Source organism: Rhodococcus sp. ACPA1 (assembly GCF_002300195.1).
Taxonomy (GTDB): domain Bacteria; phylum Actinomycetota; class Actinomycetes; order Mycobacteriales; family Mycobacteriaceae; genus Rhodococcus_F; species Rhodococcus_F opacus.
The window spans coordinates 729,017-749,591 of the sequence record NZ_NSDX01000004.1 but is presented as its reverse complement, the minus strand read 5'-3'; the positions used below and the strand labels follow the sequence as shown (position 1 = coordinate 749,591).

19 protein-coding genes are annotated in these 20,575 nt (G+C 68.4%); 6 read left to right on the top strand and 13 right to left on the bottom strand.

Going from position 1 to position 20,575, the window contains the following annotated elements; genetic code table 11:
- Positions 1-133 precede the first annotated feature (133 nt).
- Positions 134-1,594 (top strand): Hsp70 family protein, encoded by a 1,461-nt coding sequence (locus tag CJ177_RS21415; RefSeq protein WP_179443258.1) that lies wholly within the window; start codon positions 134-136, stop codon positions 1,592-1,594.
- Positions 1,595-1,665: 71 nt separating this feature from the next.
- Positions 1,666-2,895 carry an Hsp70 family protein gene (locus CJ177_RS21410; RefSeq protein WP_005249044.1) on the top strand — a complete coding sequence of 410 codons (1,230 nt, stop codon included), beginning with the start codon at positions 1,666-1,668 and terminating at the stop codon, positions 2,893-2,895.
- Positions 2,896-2,902: 7 nt separating this feature from the next.
- Here CJ177_RS21410 and CJ177_RS21405 read toward each other — a convergent pair whose 3' ends face one another.
- Genes CJ177_RS21405 through lysX form a run of 4 tightly spaced genes read right to left on the bottom strand, consistent with a single transcriptional unit; the run spans position 2,903 to position 8,362 of the window.
- A complete protein-coding gene (locus CJ177_RS21405) occupies positions 2,903-3,502 on the bottom strand; it encodes a histidine phosphatase family protein (protein ID WP_061040724.1) in 600 nt (199 codons plus the stop codon).
- A 5-nt stretch (positions 3,503-3,507) separates the two neighbouring features.
- On the bottom strand, positions 3,508-4,326 hold the full coding sequence (locus tag CJ177_RS21400) for an alpha/beta fold hydrolase (protein ID WP_095868537.1): 819 nt from the start codon (positions 4,324-4,326) through the stop codon (positions 3,508-3,510).
- A gap of 14 nt (positions 4,327-4,340) precedes the next feature.
- Positions 4,341-5,021: a DUF998 domain-containing protein gene (locus tag CJ177_RS21395; RefSeq protein ID WP_095868536.1), complete on the bottom strand. Its 681-nt coding sequence runs from the start codon at positions 5,019-5,021 to the stop codon at positions 4,341-4,343.
- Positions 5,018-8,362, bottom strand: coding sequence for a bifunctional lysylphosphatidylglycerol synthetase/lysine--tRNA ligase LysX (gene lysX, locus CJ177_RS21390; protein ID WP_095868535.1), 3,345 nt, complete (start codon positions 8,360-8,362; stop codon positions 5,018-5,020). Before lysX ends, CJ177_RS21395 begins: the two co-directional genes overlap by 4 nt.
- A gap of 110 nt (positions 8,363-8,472) precedes the next feature.
- Here lysX and CJ177_RS21385 point away from each other — a divergent pair, with 110 nt between their 5' ends.
- Entirely contained in the window at positions 8,473-8,700 is a 228-nt protein-coding gene (locus tag CJ177_RS21385) for an RNA-binding S4 domain-containing protein (protein ID WP_005263380.1), read from the top strand.
- Here the strand turns inward: CJ177_RS21385 and CJ177_RS21380 are convergent.
- The 4 genes from CJ177_RS21380 to rraA all read right to left on the bottom strand — a co-directional run bounded on the left by CJ177_RS21380 (position 8,691) and on the right by rraA (position 12,630).
- The gene (locus CJ177_RS21380; protein ID WP_025431562.1) at positions 8,691-10,046 is read right to left on the bottom strand and encodes a dipeptidase; all 1,356 of its coding nucleotides are present in this window, start codon (positions 10,044-10,046) and stop codon (positions 8,691-8,693) included. The genes CJ177_RS21385 and CJ177_RS21380 overlap by 10 nt on opposite strands.
- Positions 10,047-10,067: 21 nt before the next feature.
- Entirely contained in the window at positions 10,068-10,559 is a 492-nt protein-coding gene (locus tag CJ177_RS21375; protein WP_061040719.1) for a hypothetical protein, read from the bottom strand.
- Complete coding sequence (locus CJ177_RS21370) at positions 10,559-12,028, bottom strand: APC family permease (protein ID WP_095868534.1); 1,470 nt, start codon at positions 12,026-12,028, stop codon at positions 10,559-10,561. The genes CJ177_RS21375 and CJ177_RS21370 overlap by 1 nt, the downstream gene beginning before the upstream one ends.
- A 131-nt stretch (positions 12,029-12,159) precedes the next feature.
- Entirely contained in the window at positions 12,160-12,630 is a 471-nt protein-coding gene (gene rraA / locus CJ177_RS21365; protein WP_005563989.1) for a ribonuclease E activity regulator RraA, read from the bottom strand.
- Positions 12,631-12,671: 41 nt separating this feature from the next.
- On the opposite strand from rraA, the gene CJ177_RS21360 reads away from it, so the two are divergent.
- Positions 12,672-13,517, top strand: a complete 846-nt coding sequence (locus CJ177_RS21360) for an SDR family oxidoreductase (protein ID WP_095868533.1) — start codon at positions 12,672-12,674, stop codon at positions 13,515-13,517.
- Between the two features lie 36 nt (positions 13,518-13,553).
- The gene (locus CJ177_RS21355) at positions 13,554-14,231 is read left to right on the top strand and encodes a TetR/AcrR family transcriptional regulator (RefSeq protein ID WP_005249033.1); all 678 of its coding nucleotides are present in this window, start codon (positions 13,554-13,556) and stop codon (positions 14,229-14,231) included.
- 30 nt (positions 14,232-14,261) lie between these two features.
- Here the strand turns inward: CJ177_RS21355 and CJ177_RS21350 are convergent, their stop codons facing one another.
- Together CJ177_RS21350 and CJ177_RS21345 are read right to left on the bottom strand one after the other, a co-directional pair.
- Positions 14,262-14,666: a hypothetical protein gene (locus CJ177_RS21350; protein WP_005249032.1), complete on the bottom strand. Its 405-nt coding sequence runs from the start codon at positions 14,664-14,666 to the stop codon at positions 14,262-14,264.
- A 134-nt stretch (positions 14,667-14,800) separates the two neighbouring features.
- Entirely contained in the window at positions 14,801-15,706 is a 906-nt protein-coding gene (locus CJ177_RS21345; RefSeq protein WP_025431565.1) for an oxygenase MpaB family protein, read from the bottom strand.
- 115 nt (positions 15,707-15,821) lie between these two features.
- Between CJ177_RS21345 and CJ177_RS21340 the strand changes: the two genes are divergently transcribed.
- Positions 15,822-16,727 (top strand): IclR family transcriptional regulator, encoded by a 906-nt coding sequence (locus tag CJ177_RS21340; RefSeq protein ID WP_025431566.1) that lies wholly within the window; start codon positions 15,822-15,824, stop codon positions 16,725-16,727.
- Between the two features lie 39 nt (positions 16,728-16,766).
- On the opposite strand, the gene CJ177_RS21335 is transcribed toward CJ177_RS21340, so the two are convergent.
- Genes CJ177_RS21335 through CJ177_RS21325 form a run of 3 tightly spaced genes read right to left on the bottom strand, consistent with a single transcriptional unit; the run spans position 16,767 to position 20,466 of the window.
- Complete coding sequence (locus tag CJ177_RS21335; protein WP_095868532.1) at positions 16,767-18,548, bottom strand: acetyl/propionyl/methylcrotonyl-CoA carboxylase subunit alpha; 1,782 nt, start codon at positions 18,546-18,548, stop codon at positions 16,767-16,769.
- Between the two features lie 26 nt (positions 18,549-18,574).
- On the bottom strand, positions 18,575-18,847 hold the full coding sequence (locus tag CJ177_RS21330) for an acyl-CoA carboxylase epsilon subunit (protein WP_095868531.1): 273 nt from the start codon (positions 18,845-18,847) through the stop codon (positions 18,575-18,577).
- Entirely contained in the window at positions 18,844-20,466 is a 1,623-nt protein-coding gene (locus CJ177_RS21325; RefSeq protein ID WP_095868530.1) for an acyl-CoA carboxylase subunit beta, read from the bottom strand. The genes CJ177_RS21330 and CJ177_RS21325 overlap by 4 nt, the downstream gene beginning before the upstream one ends.
- Positions 20,467-20,575 lie beyond the last annotated feature (109 nt).

The window sequence follows — 20,575 nt, the reverse complement described above, 5'->3', positions numbered from 1 at the left end:
TCGGTAGGTTGCGGTGTCGAGGTCTCGGACGGAACCCGATGTGCGTCACGGGGGTACGCCCGGAAAGCCTGTGACGTGCCGCCCGGTCTGCTCCATGAGCGCGACCCGTGATCGAACCGTTATAGTCGGCGGCATGACTTCAGTTCTCGGTGTCTCGGTAGGCGCCAGCGCCGTGCGCTTCGCGTGCCACGACGTCGTGAGCCTCGAAACCCCGACCTTCCAATCGCGGTCGGTGACCGCAACACTCGAACGGCCGGCGGAACTGGCTGCCGAATCCATCGGGACGGTGCTCGCCGAGCGCGACGAGATCGACGAAGTGCAGGCCATCGGCGTCGCGTACCAGGACGACGCGCAGGCCGGTGCCGTGCAGGCGGCGATGACCCGCCTGCAGATCGGCAACTTCCAGATGGTCCCCGAAGTGACGGCCGCACTCCAGATGCTCGAGATGTCCGGCGAACTCGGCGACCATTCGACGCTCGTGTTCTACGACCTCGGCAGTTCGGGTCTCACCGTCACCGTCGTCGACCGGGACACCGGCATGGTGCTGAGCAGTGCCCGGTCGGACCAGATCAGCGGCGACCTCGTCGACCGGCTGATCTGTGACAACCAACTCGAACTGCACCGCTTCGCGCATCCGGCCGACGCGGCCGCCGCGCTCGCGCTCGCCGCGCGGTGCCGCGATGCGAAGGAACAGCTGTCCACGAACGGCGCGGTGTGCATGCCGGGCGAGGGTGGTCTTCTTCTCCTGTCGCAGGACAGTTTCGATTCGCTCATCGTCGGCCCGGTCGAGACGTCGGCGCGCCTGACCCGCGAGGTCATTCGCCGCTCGGGACGCCTCCCCGACGCCGCGGTGCTGATCGGCGGCGGCGCACATATTCCGTTGGTCACATCGGTGATGGAGTCCTGGCTCGACCTCCCGGTGATCGTCCCCGCGCAGCCGGAACTGGTGGCGGCGGAGGGTGCGGCCCTGCTGGCGCGCCCGGCGTCCGACGAGTTCGGCGCAGCGATGGCGCCGGAGCACCGGTTCGAGCCGGAGCCCGAGCCGGAGTTCGAGCCCGAGCCCGAGCCGGAGTTCGAGCCCGAGTCGGAGTTCGAGGAGCACGCGCCGATCCGGAAGCGTCGTGGCCTCGTCCTCGCCGGCAGTGTCGTGGCCGTGGTCGCCGCGGTGGGGCTCGGACTCGGTGTCGGCACCGACCTCCTGCAGGGTTCGGAGGAGGACGCACAGCCGGCCGCCACGCAGTCGAACACGCAGGCGCCGGCAGCGCGGCAGGTGATACCGCCGCAGCCCACGACGACCGTGGACGTACCCGCGCCTCTGGAAGCCGCCCCGTCGGTGGTCGACGAGGAACCAGTGATCCCGCCGCAGACCGAGGTGCGCACCACGTACCAGCCCCAGCCCCAGCCGCAGAGTCCGACTCAGGCGCCGGCGGCTCCCGAAACGCAGAGTGTCGTGCCGTCCGACACGTCGTCGGCTCCGCCGACCACACCGGAACCCACTCCGCCCGTTCCAGGTCTGCCGCAGTTTCAGCTCCCGACGATTCCGCCGCCCGCGCCGCTCCCGATGCCGGAGTTTCCCCGGATACCCGGGCTCTGAGCGCATATAACGAAGTCGGTGGCCGCGAGGCCCCGACACGCGTTCCGTGATCAAACCGTTATAGTCGTTCCATGGTTTCAGTTCTCGGTGTATCGGTGGGTGCCAGCGCGGTGCGCGTGGCGTATCCGGACGACGAGGGGGCCGTCTTCCGGTCGTTCCCGGTGGACGCCGCACGCGAGCACCCGGAGCACGTGGTTGCCGATGCCATCGGAACGGTGATGGCCGAGCGCGACGCCGACGACGCCGTGCAGGTCTTCGGTGTCGCGTATCGGGACGAGGCGCAGGCCGCCGCCGTGCAGGCCGCGATCGACTGCCGGCTGGTCCCGGAAGTGACGGCCGCGCTCCGCATGCTCGAGGCGTCGGGACAGCTCGGTGACCATTCGACGCTCGTGTTCTACGACCTCGGCAGCTCCGGCCTCACCGTCACCGTGGTCGACCGACTCACCGGCACGGTGCTCGGGACGGCCCGCACCGACGAGATCAGCGGCGACGTCGTCGACCGGCTGATCCGCGATCACCAGCTCGACGAGAAGCGCATCGCGCCACCGGCCGATGCGGCCGCGGGGTCGGCGCTCGACGCCCGTTGCCGTCGCGCCAAGGAAGAGCTGTCGACCAACACCGCGGTCTGCGTGCCCGGCGACGGTGGTCTGCTCCTGCTCTCGCAGGACATTCTCGACTCCCTGATCGTGCGCCACGTCGAGGCGTCGGCGCGCCTGGCCCGCGAGGTGATCGAATCGTCCGGGCGGGCTGCCGACGCGGTGGTTCTGATCGGGGGCGGCGCGCATATTCCGCTGGTCGCGTCTCTGATGGAGTCGTGGCTCGCGCTCCCGGTGATCGTGCCGGCGCAGCCGGAACTGGTGGCCGCGGAGGGCGCTGCGCTGCTGGCACAGGAGCACTCGGGCACGTCGGACCGCATCGGCGCCGGAGGATTCGCCAAACCGGTGATCCGCGGTGGCGCGCTGGCGGGCGGTGCGCTGGCCGTCGTCGCCGTGATCGGTCTCGGCCTCGGTGTCGGTGGCAGCCACCTGCAGAGCTCCGACGGTGACGCACGCCCGGTCGCCACTCAGCCGAGTGACGCGGAGGTGTCCCCGTCGCCCGCAGCGGCACCGGTGTCGACGCCACCGCCGTCCGCCGCGGTGTCGGTTCCCGGCCCGGCCGGGGAGGAGGCGAGCGTGCCGGAGCCCGCTCCCGCGCCGGCCCCTGCCCCGCGCCCCCTCATTCCCGGTCTGCCGCAGATTCAGCTGCCGACACTTCCGCCGCCCCCGCCGCTCCCTCCGCTGCCGCGAATTCCGGGCCTCTAGCGACCGCTCACCGGCGCAGCATGTCCCTGACGTGACCGGTCTCGTTGACCGAGGCCACCCGTCGCTCACCGCTGCGGGAGACGAGCACCCGGGTCACGGACACGTACTCGATCGGGAACACGAGGGGCCGGTCGAGCCCGAGCAGTTGCTGCAGGAACACGTTGATGACGCCGCCGTGGGCGAATACCGCGACGGTGTCCTCGTGGCCGGACTCGTCGACGATGCGGCCGAGGGACTCGAACACCCGCGTGCGGAAGGCGTCGGCGTCGACGGACTTCGGGAACTCGCCGGCCCGAATCCGGGCGAAGGCCTCCGGCGCCCGCGCCTCCGCCTCGTGGAACGGGATGTAGTGGTCGAGGTCGTAGTCGTACTCCGCGAGGCCGACGTACTCGGTGACGGGAAGGTTGAGGGCCTCGGCGACCGGCGCCGCCGTCTCGAGTGCGCGGCGCTGCGGGCTGCTCGCGATCCGGGCGATGCGGTACGGGGCCAGCGCGGCAGGCAGCCGCTTGGCCTGGGCGTGACCTTCCTCGGTCAGTGCGGGGTCCGCGCGCCCGTCGGACGCGGTGACGAGCTCGGGCAGCGCGTGGCGGATCAGTAGCAGTTGCACGCCGATCAGCTTGCCAGCTCCCGTACCAGTGCCGCGATCTGGCTGGGCTGATCGATCATGGCGTGGTGGTGCGCGGGACGCACGACGCGGAACGCGGCGCCGAGGAATTCCGCGAACTGCCTCTGCATGCGGATCCACGCCGACCCCCAGGGCGTCGGGCGTCCGGTGTGGGCGGCGGCCACGACGACGGGTGCCGTCATCGTCGCGGTCTCGCGCAGCGCGGCCAGCTCCTGGGCCAGCGCCGGGTACGACGCGTTCTCGACGATCGAGGACTCGAGGTACGCGGGCTCGCGGTAGATCCGCTCGACCCATCGACGGGTGCCCGGAGCGATCCCGTCGGGGGGTGTCGAGTGGTTCAGGATCCGGCGCACCGTGGGGCCCAGGAGGCGTTGCAGCCCCACCCTGCTGGCCGTTCGGGCCGCTCGTCTGCCCATCGTGACGCGCCACCGGGTCGGGATCACGCGGTGCGGGTGGGCGGTCACGGTGGCGTCCAGCAGGATCACGCCGCCGGTTCGCTCGGGGTACAGCCGGGCGAAGGCCTCGACGTAGATACCGCCGAGTGAGTGGCCGACGAGCACCGCGGGGGTGGTCACGGACAGCGCGTCGAGAACGTCGGCGATTCTCGTGGCCTCGCCTCGAGCGGACGGACGTTCGGCGGACGGGGGACTGAATCCGTACCCGGGACGATCGATCCGCACCACGAGGCAGGTCCCGGACAGCAGTTCGACCACCTCGTCCCAGTCGAACCAGTTCCCGCCCAGGCCGCCGTAGAGGACGACGGGTGGGCCTTCCCCGTCGACCACCACGTGCACTCCCGCGACCATTTCCCCAGGACGTTTCACGTGGAACCAGCCCTTTCGGGGGTGACGTGAATCACGCTGAGCGCCACGAAGGTCAGCCATCCGCAGAAGGCGAGCAGCTGGACGCGCTGGCCGAGTCCGAGCCAGGCGTCCTGTTCGCCGCGCAGTCCCGCCGCCGTCAGCGTCCATACCGTGCCGCCGACGAACACCGTCGCCACGGCTACGCCGGTAATTTTCAACCAGGTCGGCCACTGGCAGCGGAACGCGGCCAACAGGAACGCCAGGCTCGACACCACGCCTCCCGTCGAGGCGGACGCGCTGGTCACGGCGTGCAGATCATGGGTGAGCGGCAGATGTCCGGCGGCCTCACTCGCAGCGCAGACGGGGTCGTTGGTGGCCGCGCAGCTCATCGGCAGGCGCGAATCGGCGATGGTCGCGAGCGCGAACACGATCAGCGCGATCCACCCGACCGCCGTCACCCAGCCCTGCGAGTACCGCGACAGTCCCAGCACCCCGGCCACGGCGACGATGCATCCGGTCAGCAGGTCGCCGCTGCGGAACCAGAATCCGTACGGCTGGTCCGCCGCGGCGAGTTCGCTCGCGAACCCCCGCAGCGGATCGATTCCGGTGTCGAGGACGAATTCGAGCAGCCACGACGCGTAGCCGACGGCGCCGAGGATCAGCAGCGCAGCGACGGCGACCCGGCCACGGGAGGTCATTGCCTCGGCTTGGCCAGGGGGAACGCGAGGGTTTCACGGATGCTGCCGCCGGTGATGAGCATGACCACCCGGTCGACGCCCATGCCGAGCCCACCGGTCGGGGGCATGGCGTGTTCGAGGGCCTGCAGGAAGTCCTCGTCGAGTTCCATCGCCTCCTCGTCACCGCCGGCGGCGAGCATCGACTGCTCGGTGAGCCGGCTCCGCTGATCCACGGGGTCGGTGAGTTCGCTGTACGCGGTGCCGAGTTCGATGCCCCACGCGACGAGGTCCCACTTCGCGGCGACCCCCGGAATCGTGGGGTGCGGCCGGGTGAGCGGTGACATCGACGTCGGGAAATTGGTGTAGAAGGTGGGGAATTCGGTGTAGTCCTCCACCAGGTGCTCGTACATCTCCTGCGCGACGGCGCCGGCGTCCCAGGTGGACTGGTACGGGATCTCGTGCTCGTCGCACAGCCGTTGCAGTTCCGCGAGCGGTGTTTCGGGTGAGACGTCGACGCCGAGCTTCTCGGCGACCGCCTGGTGCATCGTCTTGACGGGCCACTCGCCGGAGATGTCGACCTCCACCAGTGTGCCGTCGGGGCCGGGCCGCATGATGATCTCGCGTCCGTACGCGGCGACCGCCGCCGTCTGGATGAGTTCCCGGCACAGCACCATCATCTTCTCGTAGTCGCTGTGCGCCTCGTACGCCTCGAGAATGGTGAATTCCGGGTTGTGTTTGAAATCGACTCCCTCGTTGCGGAAGACGCGGCCGATCTCGAACACCTTCTCCATGCCGGCGACGCAGAGCCGCTTGAGGTACAGCTCGGGCGCGATCCGCAGGTAGAGATCGAGGTTGTAGGCGTTGATGTGGGTGAGGAACGGGGCCGCGTTGGCGCCGCCGTGCACCTGCTGCAGGATCGGGGTTTCCACCTCGAGGAAGCCGCGGCCGCCGAGCGAATCCCGCAGCGACTTCACGACCGCGCTGCGGGCCTCGAGCAGGCGCCGGGCGTCGGAGTTGATCGCGAGGTCGACGTACCGCTGCCGGACGCGGGTCTCCGGGTCGGACAGGCCCTTCCACTTGTCCGGCAGGGGATGCAGGCACTTGCCGGTCATGCGCCACTCGTTCGCGAGCAGCGACAGCGCGCCGCGGCGGCTGTATCCGATGACGCCGGCGACCTCGACGAGGTCGCCGAGGTCGAATTCGGCGGCGAACGCCCGGATGCGGTCGGTCCCCACCCGGGCCTCGTCGACGAGGATCTGGATGTCTCCGGACCAGTCCCGGACCACCGCGAACACGACACCGCCGTAGTCGCGGATCCGGAGCAGGCGGCCGGCGATGCGGACCGTCGTCCCCTCGGGGGATTCCACTGCCTCGGTCACGGTGTGGCTGGGCGGATACGCGACCGGGTAGGGGTCGATGCCCTGTTCGGCGAGGTCGGCCAGTTTGTCGAGCCGGACGCGGACCTGCTCGGGACGTTTCGGTCCGGTAGCCGTCGGTGCGAGGCCTTCGCCGGGTGCGCTGCCGTCGGAGTGCAGTCCTTCGGCGGCGACGAGCGCGGCGGGGACCGCGGCGTGGGTGCCGGTGTGCTCGATGGCGTCCCGGGTTCCGGAACGGCCGAAGCGGGGCAGGGTCACGAATCCTTCGGCGACGGCCGAGGCGAATCCGACGCGCAGCAGTTCCCGGTTGTCCTCGAAGCAGAGGAATCGCGGCACCCACTCGGGCTGGTATTTCACGTTGGACCGGTAGAGCGCCTCGAGCTGCCACCAACGGGAGAAGAACACGAGGATCGAACGCCAGATCCGCAGGATGGGTCCCGCCCCGATGCGGGAGCCCTCCTCGAAGACCGAACGGAACACCGCGAAGTTCAGCGACACCTTCGTGATGCCGAATTGATCGGAGGTGGTGGCCAGTTCGGACACCATCAGCTCCACCACCCCGTTGGGGGACGTCGGTTTGCGGCGCATCAGGTCGAGGGAGACACCCGTCGGACCCCACGGCACCAGCGACAGGATGCCGTCGATCTCGCCGTTCTCGTCGATCGCCTCGACCAGCAGGCAGTCGCCGTCGAGGCGGTCACCGAGCCGGCCGAGGGCCATGGAGAAACCGCGCTCGGTCTCGGTGTCGCGCCACGCGTCCGCGAGCCGGATGGCCTCGGCCATCTCCTCGGCGGGGACGTCCCGGTGCCTGCGGATCCGGACGGTGACACCCTGGCGCCGGACGCGGGTGACGGCTTGGCGGACCTGCCGCATGTCGCGCCCGCTGAGGTTGAACTCGCGGGTGCGGAGGATGGCCTCGTCGCCGAGTTGGAGCACGGTGAGACCGGCCTTGTTGTAGGCGGTGGCCCCGGTTTCGCTGGCCCCCATCACTGCGGTGGCCCAACCGTATTGGGAGGCGAGCGCCTGCCAGGCCTCGATCGCGTGCGGCCAGGCCTCCGGGTCGCCGATCGGGTCGCCGCTGGCCAGGCACACGCCGAGTTCGACCCGGTAGGTGATGGCCGCCTTCCCGCTGGGCGCGAAGACGACGGCCTTGTCGCGGCGGGTGGCGAAGTAGCCGAGGGAGTCGTCGGCGCCGTACTGCAGGAGGAGCCCGCGCAGCGCCGATTCGTCGTTGCCGGTGAGGGCGTTGTGGGAGCGCTGGGCGCGGAACAGGGTGATGACGGCGGCCAGCAGGGCCATGGCGCCGAACAGGCCGAGGAGGGTGTTGACGAATCCGTGCGGGCGTCCGCTGAACTGTTCGTTGTCGGCGGCGGCGAGGGCGGTCACGCGGTTCAGCGCCCACAGGAAGCGTTCGCCCTGTGGCAGGGTGCCGGGGAAGAGTTCGACGAGTCCCCACCCGACGAGGGTGCCGATGGCGAGACCGGCGATGAGCACGCCCAGGGCTTTCCAGCCCGCGCCGCGCCGGACCCGCGTGTAGAACTCGGGCCGGGCCGCGACGAGAATGCCGATCAGCACCACCTGGACCAGGGCGGCGACCATCGCGTTCACGTTCCGGTCGGTGATGCTCACGATCACGTTGGTGATCAGGAACAGGACCAGGTAGATCGTCAGCAGCCACCAGGCGATGCGTTTGCGGCTCGCCAGCGCCGCCGCGAGCAGCGCGACCACCAGCGCCCACGACAGGCTGGTGTCCGGGGCGTCGAAGTAGTACGTGTCGACGTACTCGCGCGGCACGTGCACGTAGTAGCGCAGTACCGGCGAGATGCTCCACAGGAACACGAGCACCGAGAAGACACCCAGGATCAGTCCCGCGATATGGGGAACCTGGTGGAAGCGCCCGTTCTTCGGTCCGAGGGCGGGGCGGGGCCGTGGTGCGGTGGAGACGGCCGCCTCGGACGCGTCGTGTGTCTCGGTGCTAGCTGACATCGAGTGTTTCCTTCCCGGCAAGAGATACGTACCGATCACGGGAGTCAGATGTTCCAGTGTTCAGTGTGAGCCGTCGGGCCGCGATTTGGGTGGAGAGGGAAGATAGAGGCATGTCCGACATTCACGACGCCGTGCCGATCCGCGACGAATCCATCCGTCTCGGCCAATTCCTCAAGCTCGCCAACCTCATCGAGTCGGGGGCCGAGGCGAAAGAGGTGATCGCCGACGGACTGGTGTCGGTGAACGGTGAGGTCGAGGTGCGGCGGGGGCGGCAGTTGCGGGACGGGGACGTCGTGGAGATCGGTGGGATGACGGCTCGGGTGAGTTCTCAGTCCTGACGGTCGGCGCTCGCGAACCTCTGCAGGAACAGCGCCTCGGCGACGGCGAGGTTCTCGATTTCGCCGGGATCCACACTTTCGTTGGGGGCGTGGATGAGGCAGCGCGGTTCCTCCACCCCGATCAGGGCGATCTCCGCTTTCGGGACGACGGCGGAGAAGACGTTGCACAGCGGAATGGAGCCGCCCTGCCCGACGGTTCCGAGCCCCTTCCCGAACGCCTCCTCCATCGCAGCGCCGAGGGCCGCGTATCCGGGGCCGTCGGTGGTCGCGCGGAACGGCGAGCCCACCGCTTCGCGTTCCACCGTCACCCGCGCATTCCACGGGGCGGCGTTCTCGAGGTGCGCGGCGAGCGCGTCCTGCGCCTTCTGCGGGTCCATCCCGGGTGGCACCCGCAGGTTGAGGCGGGCCGATGCGCGCGGCTGGATGGCGGCGGCCGAGCCGACCACCGGCGGGCAGTCGATGCCGAGGATCGTCAGGGCCGGCCGGGCCCAGACGGCGTCGGCGACGGAACTCGAACCGGCGAGACGCACACCGTCGAGCACGCCGGCGTCGGTGCGGAACTGCGCCTCGGGGTAGTCGACGCCCGTCCACTTCTGGTCCGACTCCAGCCCGTCGACGACGGTGTTGCCGTCCGCGTCACGCAGGGTGGCGAGCATCTGGACGAGGGCGGCCAGCGCATCGGGGGCGGGTCCGCCGAACATGCCCGAATGCACCTCCCCGGCCAGGGTCTCGACGTGGACCACGACGTTCGCGATGCCGCGCAGCGTTGTGGTGACGGTCGGGCTGCCGACCGCGGCGTTTCCGGTGTCGACGACGAGGATCATGTCGGCGTCGAAGAGTGCGGGCCTGGCCTCGACGAGGTTCTCGAGCCCGCCGGTGCCCATTTCCTCGGATCCTTCGGCGACGATTCTGATGCCGACGGGGAACGGGGTGCCGAGTGCGCGCAGCGCCAGCAGGTGCATGACGATGTTGCCCTTGCAATCGGCTGCGCCGCGCCCGTACCAGCGGCCGTCCCGCTCGGTGAGGGTGAAGGGGTCGGTGTGCCAGAGCTTCTCGTCGCCGGGCGGTTGAACGTCGTAGTGGCAGTAGAGCAGTACCGTCGGGGCCCCGTCCGGCGCGGGCTGGTGTCCGACGACGGCGTGTGAACCGTCGGACGTCTCGAGCAGTTCGACGTGTCCGATCCCGGCTCCGATGAAGGCGTCCCTGACCCATTCGGCGGCACGAACGCATTCCTCCGGTGGGAACTGCCGCGGATCGGCCACCGACCGCATGGCCACCAGTTCGGCGAGTTCGTCACGCGCCGTGGGCATCAGCGCGGCTACGGTGGAACGGATCTCGTCGGACATCAACGCCTCCTCGGGGTTCCCCTAATTCTCGTCCACGAGTTTCAGATCGGCGACGGCGGACTCGAATTCCGCCGACCTGTCCGGGCAGTACACGGCGATCACCTGTCGCTCACCTTCGACGAGGTTGCCGGTCGCGAGGATCGGGCGTTGTCCGGGTCCGGCGGCTCCGCTCACCAGTTGCTGATCCAGCACGCCTGTCTTCAGGGCGTTGTCCGGATCGGTGCACGCCGCGGCGCCGTCGGTTCCGAGCACACGGGCGGTCGCGTCTACGTCGAGCGATCCGAGCCCGGCTCGCTGGAATCGTTCCGACAGTTCGGTGGCCTTGGCTACCGCCTCCGCCGACTGCTTGTGCTGGTCGAACGCGACGAGACCCCAGACGAGGAGTCCGACGAACGCGGCGGAGAGGACGGAATACAGGATCCAGTGGGTGTTTTCGGGTCTCTTGTGCAGGTCGTCGACCGGGGCGGTGTTCACGGACTGGTTGTCGGGGCCCATGCGACCGGACGTGGTCATCACGCCTCCTCTGCGAGCGGGTCGGCCGCCAGGTCCTGTTTCCAGGCCGGTGTGCGGAGCGCGAGGATCAGCAGGGGAACGCCGAGTCCGACGATTCCGAATCCGCCTCCGACGATGAGGACGTAGACGAGAACGCTGCCACCGCCGAACTGGGAGGGCGGAACGAAGCCGATGCAGAAGGCGGCGAGGCTCGCGACGATGCCCACCCAGCACAGCACGAACAGTGCGGGGGCGCGGTAGCCGCGGGGGTGGTCCGGCTGTTGCCTGCGCAGTCGCATCGCGGCGACGAACATCAGCACGTACACCACGAGATACACCTGCGTGGTGATGACGGAGAGAATCCAGTACGCGCTCGACACCTCGGGGATGAACGCGTAGAGCAAGGCGATCAGGGTAGTGACCACACCCTGCGCCACCAGGATGTTCTGCTGGATGCCGTGTTTGTTGAGTCGCTGCAGGATCGGTGGCAGGAAGCCGTCCTGCCGTCCGATCATGAGCAGGCCCTTGGACGGTCCCGCGAGCCACGTGAGCATGCCGCCGAGGGAGGCGGCGATGAGCATGAGGGCCAGAACGGGAGTGGCCCAGCCGAACCCGAAGTGGGCGAAGAAGGTGTCGAACGCCTGCATCACGCCTGCGGTCAGCGACAGCTTCTCGGCGGGTACCACCCAGCTGATGGCGATGGCCGGAAGGATGAAGATTCCGAGGACCAGTCCCATGGCCACGAACATCGCGCGAGGAAATTCGCTCGCCGGTCGCCGCAGGCTGGAGACGTGCACGGCGTTCATCTCCATGCCCGAATAGGACAGGAAGTTGTTGACGATCAGCACGAGACTGGCGATGCCGGTCCAGGCGGGGAGCAGGGCGCTGAATTCCATCGGTGCGGCCGACGCATTGCCCTGGCCGAGGAACACGATGCCCATCACGATGAGCAGCACACCGGGAATCAACGTGCCCAGTACGAGTCCGGCACTCGACAGACCCGCGACGGCCTTCATTCCCCGTGAGGACACGAGGACACCGGTCCAGAACAGGGTGACGATGATGATCGCCGTGTACAGGCCGTTCGCGGCGAGCGCCGGATTGATCACGTACGCAAAGGTGCTCGCGACGTAGGCGAGGAGCGTCGGGTAGTAGAAGATCGTCATCGCGAACTGGCACCAGACGGCCAGGAATCCCATCTTCGCCGAGATGCCCTCGCCCACCCAGCGGTAGACGCCACCGGACCACCCGGAGGCGAGTTCCGCGGAGACGAGCGACGTCGGGAGCAGGAAGACGATGGCGGGGACGACGTACAGGAACACGCAGGCCAGCCCGTACACGGCCATCGAGGGCGCCGATCTCAGGCTGGCCACCGAACTGGTGGTCATCATCGCCAGCGCGATCCACGTGATGTATTGCGGCCGGGGCGCGGTTCGCACCGATCGGGGCGCGTCTTCCCGGCTGGTCTCTCCGGCGGCGTCAACACTCATCGAGTTCACCCTCCGTAGGAGCGGGTCGTGCGAACGACCGCTGGATTCCTCCGGATTATTGCGTCGGCGCTCGGAGCCGCGCAGCGGTTCGGTACCGATAGATACCGAACCGCCGCTCGGTTCTCGTCGGATCAGCGGACGACGACGCCGTCCTGATCGCTGTAGACGGTCTCGCCGGGGTTGAACGTGACGCCGCCGATCTCGATCGGGACGTTCTTCTCACCGGAGCCGGTCTGGGTGCTCTTGCGGGGGTTGGTGCCCAGCGCCTTGACGCCGATGTCGAGGGTCTTCAGGATCGCCGAGTCGCGGACCGCGCCGTTGACGATCACGCCTGCCCAGCCGTTGTCGACGCCGCGTCCGGCGATGATGTCGCCGACCAGGGCGGTGTGGATGCTGGCGTCACCGTCGACCACCAGGACGCCGCCGTTGCCGGGCTCGCCGAGGGTCTGCTTGACCAGCAGGTTGTCCTGGAAGCACTTGATGGTGGTGATGGGGCCGGAGAACACTTCACGGCCGCCGAACTGGATGAACTGCGTGTCGCAGCTCCGGATGTCGGGTCCGATCTCGTCTGCCAGGTCAGCGGTTGCCACGGGTTCAGTCATACGCGTCAGGATAGAGGGCCGGCGCTGGGAGAATGCGGGCCATGACCATTGCAGTGACAGGAGCCACGGGGTCGATCGGCGGCAAGGTGCTCGAGCGGCTCGGCGGCGGCGCCGGGGTCCGGCTGATCGGGCGGAACGCCGAGCGGCTCGAGCCGCTGGCCGAGCATTTCGACTCCGCGTTCGCGGTGGCCACGTATGCCGACGGTCCGGCGATGACCGCCGCGCTGGACGGCGTCCGGCTGCTGTTCCTGGTCTCGGGTCACGAGAGCGCCACCCGACGCGAGGAGCATCGCACCGCGGTGGACGCCGCCCGTGCGGCCGGGGTGGAGCGCATCGTCTACCTGTCGTTTCTCGGCGCGGCGCCCGAGTGCACGTTCACGTTCGGCCGCGACCACTACTTCACGGAGCAGCACATCCGGGAGAGCGGGCTGAAGTACACGTTCCTGCAGGACAGCTGGTATCAGTCGATGATCCCGCTGATGGCCGACGATCAGGGCGTCATCCGGGGTCCCGCCGGGGACGGCCGGGTGAGCGCGGTGGCGCCCGACGACGTCGCCGATGCCGTGACGGCGGTCCTCACCACCGGCAACGGCGACCACGACGGCGTCACCTACCGGCTGACCGGGCCGGAGGCATTCACCCTTACGGAGGCCGCCGAGACGATCACGAGGGTGACCGGACGTTCGGTGCGGTTCGAGAACGAGACGCTGGACGAGGCGTTCGCGTCCCGCGCCCACTTCGGGGCGCCGGACTTCGAGGTCGCAGGGTGGGTGACCTCGTACGCAGCGATCGCGGCCGGTGAGTTGGCGGTGGTGACGGGGGACGTCGAGACGCTCACCGGGCGGCCGCCGCAGACCTTCGCCGACTATCTGAACAGCTACACTTGACCCGTCCTGGCATAGCGAGCGGTAGATAGGTCTTTGATGGTCAGCTCATCCAAGGGTGCGACGCCCACCGAGGTCGGCAACGCAGCGGACTGGCGCCGGCTCGAACCCACGAAGTTGACGCCGATCCTCAGCGCCTCCCTCGACGCGTTCTACGAACACGGTTTCCACGGCACGTCGGTGCGCGACATCGCTCGCCGAGTCGGTGTCACGGTACCCGCTCTCTACTACCACCACGAGAACAAGGAGGCCGTTCTCCTGGCGCTGCTGGAACTCTCCACCAGCGACGTTCTCGAACGCGCCCATGCCGCGAGCGCCGACGGCGGCGACGATCCGGTGCAGCGACTCGCGAACGTCATCGAGGCGATCGTGTTGCGGATGACCATGCGATCCCGTCTGGCGGCGCTCGAGAGCGAGGTGCGCTACCTGAGCCCGGAGAACCGGCAGCGTTACCGCACCGTCCGCAAGGGTGTGGAGGAACTGGTCCTCGAGATCGTCAAGGAAGGCAAGAAGCGGGAGCTTTTCGACGTGTCGGACGCTGCGGAGACGACGCGGGCACTTCTCGGTATGTGCCAGTCGATTCCGCGCTGGTATCACGCCGAGGGCAAGCTGACCCCGGACGCGGTGGCCCGCAAGTATGTCGAGATCGCGATGAAGACGGTGGGATCCACCGAGGCTCCCGTCACACCGAAGAAGAGGCGCACCGCCGGCGTGTGACCGGCGATGCGCCTCGGCAGGTTCGGGTGGTCAGCTACCCAGGCCCAGCCCCGGTGACGCGACGGCGTCGAACTGCGTCGTCGTCTCGGCGGGTGTGCCGTTCGGTGGGGCGTAGGTGAACACGACGGTGTAGCGGCCGGCCTCGTGCGTCCGGATCGCCGCCGTCCCGGCACCGAGGGTGAGCGGGATGGTTCGCGTGTTCACGTCGCCGTCGGGCTCGGTGATCTCGAGTTCGACCGGAGTGGATCCGTCGGTGCCGGTCGGGGTGGGCGTGACCAGCGCGCCGAGCGTCACCAGATTGTTGGCGTAGACGGTCCCGAGCGGCGGAACGACGGAGATCTGATAGGTGGTTGCGGCGGTTGCCGTGGGCGCCAGAGCGAGTGAGGCCGCTCCTGCCAGTGCGGCAATGGTCAGGGTCCCTCGCGAGAAGTGCACACAATCCCTTCCTGTCGACGGTCTCTACGCGCAGCCACGTTACGGCAGAACCACGTGATACCCGCCGCCATTCGCCGAGTGTCCGAGAATAGTTCGAACACACGGCTTTCCGTCGATCACACCTCCAAAGCGGTTCAGGATGCGGTGTTTTCCCGCGCGACCGTACCGTTGGTGTGCTGTACCGGGCAGGTTCTGGGGAAGGTGCCCAGTTTCTCCACTTCGTACCCGGTCGGGTAGCTGCGAATGTTGGGGAGGTCGCGGGCGAACTTGGGCACCGTGCGCACGGGGTAGAACCGGACGAGGCGGGCGCGGGCCTTCAGCGCACCCCGCGACAGAGTTCGCGCGAGGCGGGACGGCCTCCGGTAGGCGAACGCGTCGAGAAGCGGATCGTCCATGAGCGCCCAGGAGAATCGCTTGATCAGGGCGGCGGGCGCGAGGTTGTTCGGCGGGAACGTGCAGAGGAGTGCGAGCGTCGAGTCGGCGACGGCGCGGCCACCCTCGTCGAAGAGGAAGTGTTCACGCTCGTAGTCGTCGAGGAATTTCTCGAACGCCTCGAACGTCTCGGGAATCTGCTTGATGCCCATGTACTTGCCGAGCGCACGGTAGTAGTTGGTCGATCCGACGATCTCGTTGCGGGTGAGTTTCCGCCAGCCGAAGTCGTCGATCCAGCGCACCGGGGTCACCACGAACGTCGACAGCACGTACCGCATGTCGTCGTTGGAGATGTCGTAGGAGCCGTGCATCTGGTTCATCCGGCGGATCCCGGCGCGACCGGGATCGCTGGTGAGGCCGTGTTCGAGGACGGCGTCGAGGATCAGGCCGGTGTCGTCGTAGCGCTTCTGCACGCGTTCGGTGAATTCACCCGTCTCGAACAGCAACCGCCCGATGGTCGGCACGGCGTACGTCCGGAACAGTGCGAAGCTGAGGGCCTGGTTGATGTCCCAGGGAAATTCCTGCGTGGCGAGAATGCGAGCGATCTCTTCGTACTGCGTCTCGGGATCGAGTCGGTCGGTCCGGCGACGTAGATCGAAGCGTTTCATGGGTTTCACTTCCTGCAGCGGCTGTGACGGAGGTCCACGTAATTTAGCGATCGTTCAGACGATTCGACTGTAACGCCGTTCACAGTGCGACGCCAGAGTGGCATTATGCAAACACATGGCGCGAAATTCACCGCAGACCGACCGGATCGTGATGCTGACGGAACTCCTCGCTGACGAACCGGAGACGCCCCGCAGCCTCGCCGACATCGCCAGGCACCTGGGTGTTGCGAAGGCGACCTGCTACCCGATGGTCGTGGCCCTGACCGAGGCGGGGTGGCTCATCCGGCACCCCACCCGCAAGACCTACCGTCTCGGCCCCGCGCTCATCCCCATCGGACGTGCAGCGACGACGGCCACGGACGTCGTCGACCTCGCGCGGTCGGTGATGCACGAACTGGCCGACGCGTCGGACATGGCGTCCATCGCGTTCGTGCAATCGGGAAGCGACGTGGTGGTCGCCGAGGTGGTGCAGCCGGTGGGGGGTCGACGCGGAACCCTGGGCCTGCGGCTCGGCGACAAGGTGCTGCTCGCGCCGCCCATCGGTTCGGGGATCGCGGCCTGGTATCCGCCGGAGCAGCGCGAGGAATGGTATGCGCTCGGCGGGCAGAATCTGGGTGTCGAGGTGGACGTGCTGCGGGCGACGTACGAGCCGGCCCTCGCGCTCGTCCGGGAGCGCGGATACGCGATGGAATGCATGGATCAGCAACAGCATTCGCTTGCGGATGCCGTGTCGGAACTCCGCGGTCGCGGTGTGGGCGGGCATCGCTCGACCGTCGCGCTGCGAGAGGCGCGCACACTGTTGTCGGCGGATGCCGTGGTCGGTGACATCGACCCTGAGGGCAGCTACCAGCCGCTGTCGATCAATGCCGCGGCATTCGACCGTGACGGTCAACCCGCGGTCGTGCTGTGTGTCGCCGACGCGTCCCGGCCGATGTCGGGTGTGCGCACGGCGGAGATCGGTGAATTGGTCCGCGACGCCGCGGCGCGGGTGACGGCCGCCATGCACGGCCGCCACCCGTGAGTACTTGTCAACCGCGGGCGGTTGACAAGTACTCACAAGCTATTTCAACTCAGCAAGGACGGTGCCCTGGGTGATGGCGGCGCCGGGTTCGACGGCGAGGCCGGTGACGGTGCCGGCCTTGTGGGCGTTGACGGGGTTTTCCATCTTCATGGCCTCGAGGACGGCGATGAGGTCGCCCTCGGCGACTTGCTGGCCTTCTTCGACGGCGACCTTGACGACGGTGCCCTGCATGGGGGCGGTGACGGCGTCACCGGAGGCGGCGCCGCCGTGGGCGCCGCCGCGGGTGCGGGCCTTGGGCTTCTTGCGGACCGCCCCGGGTGCGGCACCGGCGCCGGTGCCGAGGGTGAACTGTCCGGGCAGGGACACCTCGACGCGGCGGCCGCCGACCTCGACGACGACGTTCTGCCGGGGCCCGGTCTCGTCCTCGTCGATCGGCTGGTTACCGGTGAACGGTTCGACCTGGTTGTCCCATTCGGTTTCGATCCACTTGGTGTAGACGTCGAAGGAGGTGCCGTCGCCGATGAAGGCGGGGTCGGAGACGATGGCCCGGTGGAACGGGATGACCGTGGCCAGTCCTTCGACCTGGAATTCGGCGAGGGCGCGGCGGGCGCGGGCCAGGGCCTCGTCGCGGGTGGCGCCGGTGACGATCAGTTTGGCGAGCATGGAGTCGAACTGGCCGCCGATCACGCTGCCGGTTTCGACGCCGGAGTCCATCCGCACACCGGGGCCGGTGGGCGGGACGAACTTGGTGACCGGGCCGGGGGCGGGCAGGAAGCCGCGGCCGGCGTCCTCGCCGTTGATGCGGAATTCGAAGGAGTGCCCGCGGGGGGTGGGGTCCTCGGTGAGGTCGAGGTGTTCGCCGTTGGCGATCTTGAACTGCTGCAGGACCAGGTCGAGGCCGGCGGTTTCCTCGGTGACGGGGTGTTCGACCTGCAGGCGGGTGTTGACCTCGAGGAAGGAGACGGTGTCGCCCTGGACCAGGTATTCGACGGTGCCGGCGCCGTAGTAGCCGGCCTCCTTGCAGATGGCCTTGGCGGAGGTGTGGATGCGGTGGCGTTGGTCGTCGGTGAGGAACGGGGCGGGGGCCTCCTCGACGAGTTTCTGGAAGCGGCGTTGCAGGGAGCAGTCGCGGGTGCCGGCGACGATGACGTTGCCGTGCTGGTCGGCGATGACCTGGGCTTCGACGTGGCGGGCCTTGTCCAGATACTGTTCGACGAAGCATTCGCCGCGGCCGAACGCGGCGACGGCCTCGCGGGTGGCGGAGTCGAACAGTTCGGGGATTTCCTCGATGGTGTGGGCGACCTTCATGCCGCGGCCGCCGCCGCCGAACGCGGCCTTGATGGCGACGGGGACCCCGTATTCCTGGGCGAAGGCGACGACCTCGTCGGCGTTTTTGACCGGGTCCTTGGTGCCGGCGGCCATCGGGGCCTTGGCCTTTTCGGCGATGTGCCGGGCGGTGACCTTGTCGCCGAGGTCGCGGATCGATTGCGGGGAGGGGCCGATCCAGATCAGGCCGGCGTCGATCACGGCCTGGGCGAAGTCGGCGTTTTCGGAGAGGAAGCCGTAGCCGGGGTGGATGGCGTCGGCGCCGGACTTGCGGGCGGCGTCCAAAATTTTGTCGAACACCAGGTAGGACTCGGCGGAGGTCTGCCCGCCGAGGGCGAATGCTTCGTCGGCCAGGCGCACGAACGGGGCGTCGGCGTCGGGTTCGGCGTAGACGGCGACGCTGGCCAGGCCGGCATCGGCTGCGGCCCGGATCACCCGCACTGCAATCTCACCGCGGTTCGCGACGAGCACCTTGGAAATACGTGCACTACTCATCGAAATGTCTTCCCTTTTCTACAGTTTCAGTAGCCTGCGTTGACCAGGACGGCAGCGGCGGCTACTTGCCGACGCAGAATGAGGGCGGGAGTGCCCCACGAATCGTTATCGGACGCGGGCGCTTCCGCCGCGGAACCGGACGAGGCGATCGCAGCGAACACTGCGAGCACCGCGGCGATGTCCGTGTCGCTCGGGTTGCCTGTGAACGTCACGGCCGGCGCCGCCGGCGGCTCCTCGGCGATGCCGGCGCCCAGCGCGATCTCGTCGAGCACCTCGTCGACCACCAATTCCGCGGTCATAGGGGGATGTTCCCATGCTTCTTGGGCGGGAGGGTGACCATTTTGCGTTCGAGCAGGCGCAGGGCGGCCACGATCTGTCCGCGGGTGTGGGACGGGGGGATGACGGCGTCGACGTAGCCGCGTTCGGCGGCGACGTACGGGTTGACGAGGGTGTCCTCGTATTCCTGTTGCAGTTGCAGGCGCAGCGCGTCGACGTCGTCGCCGTTCTTGGCGGCCTCGAGGAGGCGTTTGCGGTAGACGAATCCGACGGCGCCGGACGCGCCCATGACGGCGATCTGGGCGGTGGGCCAGGCCAGGTTGAGGTCGGCGCCCATGTGCTTGGAGCCCATCACGTCGTAGGCGCCGCCGTAGGCCTTGCGGGTGATGACGGTGATCTTCCCGACGGTGGCCTCCCCGTAGGCGTAGAGCAGTTTCGCGCCGCGGCGGATGATGCCGTTGTATTCCTGGTCGGTGCCGGGCAGGAAGCCCGGGACGTCGACGAGGGTGATGATGGGGACGTTGAATGCGTCGCAGGTGCGCACGAAGCGGGCGGCTTTTTCGGAGGCGTCGATGTCGAGGCAGCCGGCGAACACGGTGGGCTGGTTGGCGACGATCCCGACGGAGCGGCCGTCGACGCGGCCGAAGCCGACGACGATGTTGCCGGCCCGTTCGGCCTGGACCTCGAGGAATTCGTCGTCGTCGAGGATGCGGCGGATGACCTCGTGCATGTCGTAGGGCTGGTTCGCCGAGTCCGGGATGAGGGTGTCGAGTTCGAGGTCCTCGGCGGTGAGGGAGTCTTCGATGGACCCGGTGATCGGGTCGGTGGGCAGCATCCGGGGGGCCGCGGCCTGATTGTTGCTGGGTAGGTAGGACAGCAGGTCCTTGACGTAGTCGAGGGCGTCCTGTTCGCCGGAGGCGACGTAGTGGGCGACGCCGGACTTGACCATGTGGGTGTGCGCGCCGCCGAGGTCTTCCATGGTGACGTCTTCGCCGGTGACGGTTTTGATGACGTCGGGGCCGGTGACGAACATCTGGGAGGTCTGGTCGACCATGACGACGAAGTCGGTCAGGGCGGGGGAGTAGACGTGGCCGCCGGCGGCGGGGCCCATGATCAGGGAGATCTGCGGGATGACGCCGGAGGCCTGGACGTTGCGGTGGAAGATTTCGCCGTACAGGCCGAGGGAGACGACGCCTTCCTGGATGCGGGCGCCGGCGCCTTCGTTGATGCCGATCAGGGGGCGGCCGGTCTTGAGGGCGAGGTCCATGACCTTGACGATTTTTTCGCCGTAGATTTCGCCGAGGGAGCCGCCGAAGACGGTGGCGTCCTGGGAGAACACGCAGACGTCGCGGCCGTCGACGGTGCCGTAGCCGGTGACGACGCCGTCGCCGACGGGGCGGTTGTCGGCGAGGCCGAAGTTCACCGAGCGGTGCCGGGCGAGGGCGTCGAGTTCGACGAAGCTGCCGTCGTCGAGCAGTGCGGTGATGCGTTCGCGGGCGGTGAGCTTGCCTTTGGCGTGGACCTTTTCGACCGCGGCTTCACCGCTCGGGTGCTGCGCCTCGGCCTGACGATTACGCAGGTCGGCGAGCTTTCCCGCCGTCGTGTGAATATCGGGCGTGACCGCCGAATCTGTGACTGTCATCTATGACTGCTCTTCCCGTCGAGGCTGTCGGAACCAGCGCTGCACCCTGTGGGGTACGCGGTTCGTGGGATTACCCACTCGGACGCCGCCACTTTAACGCATTACTTAT

Bases quoted from the DNA above. Each gene is read 5' to 3' on its own strand.
- CJ177_RS21355 (WP_005249033.1), top strand. From the start codon at position 13,554: ATGGTCAGCTCATCCAAGGGTGCGACGCCCACCGAGGTCGGCAACGCA.
- CJ177_RS21325 (WP_095868530.1), bottom strand. From the start codon at position 20,466: ATGACAGTCACAGATTCGGCGGTCACGCCCGATATTCACACGACGGCG.
- CJ177_RS21400 (WP_095868537.1), bottom strand. From the start codon at position 4,326: ATGGTCGCGGGAGTGCACGTGGTGGTCGACGGGGAAGGCCCACCCGTC.
- CJ177_RS21340 (WP_025431566.1), top strand. From the start codon at position 15,822: ATGGCGCGAAATTCACCGCAGACCGACCGGATCGTGATGCTGACGGAA.
- lysX (WP_095868535.1), bottom strand. From the start codon at position 8,362: ATGTCAGCTAGCACCGAGACACACGACGCGTCCGAGGCGGCCGTCTCC.
- CJ177_RS21380 (WP_025431562.1), bottom strand. From the start codon at position 10,046: ATGTCCGACGAGATCCGTTCCACCGTAGCCGCGCTGATGCCCACGGCG.
- CJ177_RS21360 (WP_095868533.1), top strand. From the start codon at position 12,672: ATGACCATTGCAGTGACAGGAGCCACGGGGTCGATCGGCGGCAAGGTG.
- CJ177_RS21330 (WP_095868531.1), bottom strand. From the start codon at position 18,847: ATGACCGCGGAATTGGTGGTCGACGAGGTGCTCGACGAGATCGCGCTG.
- CJ177_RS21415 (WP_179443258.1), top strand. From the start codon at position 134: ATGACTTCAGTTCTCGGTGTCTCGGTAGGCGCCAGCGCCGTGCGCTTC.
- CJ177_RS21395 (WP_095868536.1), bottom strand. From the start codon at position 5,021: ATGACCTCCCGTGGCCGGGTCGCCGTCGCTGCGCTGCTGATCCTCGGC.
- CJ177_RS21385 (WP_005263380.1), top strand. From the start codon at position 8,473: ATGTCCGACATTCACGACGCCGTGCCGATCCGCGACGAATCCATCCGT.
- CJ177_RS21410 (WP_005249044.1), top strand. From the start codon at position 1,666: ATGGTTTCAGTTCTCGGTGTATCGGTGGGTGCCAGCGCGGTGCGCGTG.
- CJ177_RS21345 (WP_025431565.1), bottom strand. From the start codon at position 15,706: ATGAAACGCTTCGATCTACGTCGCCGGACCGACCGACTCGATCCCGAG.
- rraA (WP_005563989.1), bottom strand. From the start codon at position 12,630: ATGACTGAACCCGTGGCAACCGCTGACCTGGCAGACGAGATCGGACCC.
- CJ177_RS21335 (WP_095868532.1), bottom strand. From the start codon at position 18,548: ATGAGTAGTGCACGTATTTCCAAGGTGCTCGTCGCGAACCGCGGTGAG.
- CJ177_RS21375 (WP_061040719.1), bottom strand. From the start codon at position 10,559: ATGACCACGTCCGGTCGCATGGGCCCCGACAACCAGTCCGTGAACACC.
- CJ177_RS21370 (WP_095868534.1), bottom strand. From the start codon at position 12,028: ATGAGTGTTGACGCCGCCGGAGAGACCAGCCGGGAAGACGCGCCCCGA.